3 protein-coding genes are annotated in these 3,633 nt (G+C 63.7%); 2 read left to right on the top strand and 1 reads right to left on the bottom strand.

The annotated features are described in order from the left end of the window. Window positions 1-1,168, bottom strand: a 1,168-nt coding sequence (locus tag ACRDUX_RS18780; protein ID WP_526415531.1) for a PE-PPE domain-containing protein, incomplete at its 3' end; no start/stop codon positions are given. 275 nt (window positions 1,169-1,443) lie between these two features. Between ACRDUX_RS18780 and ACRDUX_RS18775 the strand changes: the two genes are divergently transcribed. Next, window positions 1,444-2,967: an ABC transporter substrate-binding protein gene (locus tag ACRDUX_RS18775; protein WP_526415530.1), complete on the top strand. Its 1,524-nt coding sequence runs from the start codon at window positions 1,444-1,446 to the stop codon at window positions 2,965-2,967. Continuing rightward, on the top strand, window positions 2,964-3,633 hold a 670-nt coding region (locus tag ACRDUX_RS18770; protein ID WP_526415529.1), incomplete at its 3' end, for an ABC transporter permease. The genes ACRDUX_RS18775 and ACRDUX_RS18770, both read left to right, overlap by 4 nt.

Below are 3,633 nucleotides of genomic sequence, written 5' to 3'. Positions count from 1 at the left end.
GGTCCGTATTCGCGACCGCCATGACATTGGCATTCTTGTTGGTCAGTTTGGGGCTCGATGGCGGGGGAGTCGTCCCCGTCAGCGCCTGAAGCGTCTCGATCGCGCCGGCCGCGACGGATTGCACATCGGATAGCCATTTGCTTGGTGGCGGCAGCAATTGGAAGGGCACCGCGTGCGCCGGGACGACGGCCTGCCGGTCGTAGCCGGTTTCGATGATGGCCCGAAGGAACGGATCGAGCGCCTTGACGATCTCCTTCGGCACGCCGAGCTGAAGCAGCGGCATCGTCAGCGGCAGCTCGCCCACGGGCGCCTTGATGAGTACGTCGGTGACCTTGCCGTCGGCACTGTGCGTGACGATTCGGTCGGTAGCGGTTTCATCCGGTGTCGGATCGATGTCCTTGTAATAGCCGGAGTGCAGGTAGTAGAACCCCAAGACCGCGTTCAGATCGGCGACGACGTTGAAGATGTAGTTGGGTGCGTCGGCCACGCCGTCGTACTGCTTGGTCACCTGCAGGATATTGGCATCCGTACCCTCCGTCTCGGTGCCGCCCCCGAGGGTGACGCCGAGAATTGGAACGTAGACCCCCGCGGGCAGACGGGACAGGATGCCGCCGTCATTGCGGCGGGGATTGGCGGCCAGCACGTACTGGATGTCGGCGCCGTCGAAGTCGGGGTCGGTTTCCAGTTCGGGGATTGCCTCGACGACGGCGCCCGCGCCCTGCGAGTAGCCGACGACGTAGATCGTGTCGCCCTTTTGGTAACTGGGATCTTTGATGGCAGCCCTGACCGCCTGGACGGTCTTCGTCGTCGCTTCACCCTCGGACTTGTCGTACGTGGGATCGCCGATGCCACTGATCCAGCCCAGGCTGCGCGGATAGTGCACGAACTTGTTGTTCACGCTGTCGCCGGTGTCGACGACGCCAGGGGTCTGGTCGTACTGGCCGTTGAACGAGTCGGCCATGCGAAACGGAGAGATGCCCTCCTCGTGGCCCGTGATCGACTTCGTGCCGTCGACGAATATCGACGTGGTCGCCGATAGGAGTGGATTGAGCGCGACGTGACTGTCGGTGGCGTAGGTGAAGGCGAACAACGTTGCCGCGTTGAGCGCGATCCCGGTGGTGACGTAGGGCGCCCACTTGTTCGCCGTCGGCTGCCGATGCTTTGCCACAATCACGCCCCCCGTGCTGCTTAATTGCCTGAACCGCCATTGCGGACTCCAGTCGCAAATCGTTAGCTAGCTTAGGGGCTAAACCCGCCTTGCGGAAGCCTTTTCGCGTATCCGAAAAGGGTTGCTCCTGACCAAGCCGATTCGGTGAGACGCCAATTTGATCATGAATCTGACGTGGGTCGGCGTGCACGAGACGTGTGTGATCGACATCGAATGGGTAGACGCCTCCCGCAGCAGCGCTGACATCACTCGAAAATCCGCACGGAGAGACGACAATGCGACAACCAGCGGCCGTCATCGCCGCTGTCGTCGCCCTGTTGATTTCCGTGTCATGCGCGCCGGCGCAACGGGTCGATCTCGGCCAGGGGTCGGGCAACCTCATAGCGGCCATCGCGGGCGAGCCGGACCAGCTCGATCCGCAGAAGACCAGCGCATACTTCTCCTTCGAGGTGCTGGAGAACGTTTTCGACACCCTCGTCGAACCCGACGCGAACCTCGAGATGCGTCCGGCGCTCGCTGAGTCATGGGAGGTTTCGCCTGACCAACTCGAGTGGACGTTTCATCTGCGCAAGGGCGTGACGTTTCACGACGGCAGCCCGTTCACCGCCGACGACGTCGTGTATTCCTACCGCCGCATCATCGACGAGAAGCTGGCCAACGTCGACAAGTTCAGCGCCGTCACCGACGTGAGCGCGGCAGGGCCGGATACCGTCCTGATCCGGGTCGAACACCCGACGCCGAATCTGCTGACGAACATCGGCGGGTTCAAGGGCATGGCGATCGTGTCCCGCAAGAACGTCGAGAGCGGCCAGATCGCCACCCATCCGATCGGCACCGGTCCGTTCGCGTTCGTATCGCAGAAGAGCGGGGACTCGATAATCCTCAAGGCGAACGCGACGTACTGGGGCGGGCCGCCAAAGGTGCCGGGGGTGACGTTCGAGTTCATCACCGAACCGTCCACCGCGCTGTCGGCGTTGCAGGCAGGCGAGATCGACTGGACGGACTCGGTGCCCACCCAGCGCATCTCACAACTCAGGGACGACGACGCCCTCAAACTCGCCGTCACCCCAAGCAACGACTATTGGTACCTCGCCCTCAACGAGGCCCGCGCGCCGTGGAACGACCCGCGTGTGCGGCAGGCCATCGCCTACGGCATCGACCGCCAATCCATCGTGCAGGCAACGAGTTACGGCAGTGCCACGGCGAACCAGCTGGCGATCCCCGAGGGCAACCCCTGGTACACGCCCTACGACAGGTACCGCTACGACACCGATCAGGCGAAGCGTCTGCTCGACGAGGCGGGGGCGCATCCCGCCAAGATGGACATGCTGGTCACCAGCGAGTATCCAGAGACCGTCACCGCGGCTCAGGTGATCGCGGACAACCTCAATCCCCTTGGCATCACGGTGAACATCCGCACCGTCGACTTCGCCACCTGGCTCGACGAACAGAACTCCGGACACTTCGACATGCTGATGATGGGCTGGCTCGGCAACATCGACCCCGATGACTTCTACTATGCGCAACACCACACCGACGGCTCGAGCAACGCCCAGAAGTTCTCCAATCCCGACGTCGACCGACTGTTGGACGCTGGCCGCGTGGAGACGAATCGACAAGCGCGTCAACAGGATTACGCGAAAGCCGCAACGATCATCGCCGATGAGGTCAGCTACATCTATCTCTACAACCCCGCGGTGGTGCAGGCCTGGAGCACCAGGATGTCGGGATATGAGGCACGCCGCGACGGCGCGATTCGGTTCAGGACGGCCAGCCTGTCCCAGGGCGGTGAGCAATGACCCATCCCGTCGTGCGGTTCCTGGCCCGCCGCCTCGCGTACTCGTTGATCGTGCTCATCGGAGTGCTGATCGTGGTGTTCGCGCTCGTCCAACTGGTGCCGGGCGACCCGGTTCGCATCGCGCTCGGCACGCGCTACAGCCCGGAGGCGTATCAGGCGCTACGCGCGGCGAGCGGTCTTGATCGGCCGTTGGTGACACAATTCTTCAGCTACGTCGGCTCGGCATTCACCGGTGACCTCGGGGTCAGCTTCCGCAATGGCGACCCGGTCGTCGAGATCCTGCTCGACCGCTTGCCCGCGACCGTGTCACTCGCCGTCTTCGGCATCGTGATCGCGTTGGTGATCGCGCTGCCCGCCGGAATCTGGTCGGCGTTGCACGAAGGCAAGTTCAGCGACGCCGTCGTCCGCGTCACCAGCCAGTTCGGTGTCTCGATTCCCGACTTCTGGATGGGCATTCTGCTGATTGCCCTGTTCGCCACCACCCTCGGCTGGCTGCCCACCTCCGGGTACCGGCCGCTGTTCGACGATCCCGGCGGCTGGTTCCGCCATCTCATTCTGCCCGGCCTCGTGGTCGGCCTCGTCGCCGCCGCCATCCTGACCCGCTACGTCCGGTCGGCCGTACTCGAAGTCGCCGCAATGGGTTACGTGCGCACCGCCCGCTCCAAGG

Origin of the sequence: Mycobacterium sp. (assembly GCF_050701675.1) — a bacterium.
Taxonomy (GTDB): domain Bacteria; phylum Actinomycetota; class Actinomycetes; order Mycobacteriales; family Mycobacteriaceae; genus Mycobacterium.
The sequence above is the reverse complement of the archived record's forward strand: the minus strand, read 5'-3'. Positions and strand labels throughout refer to the sequence as shown.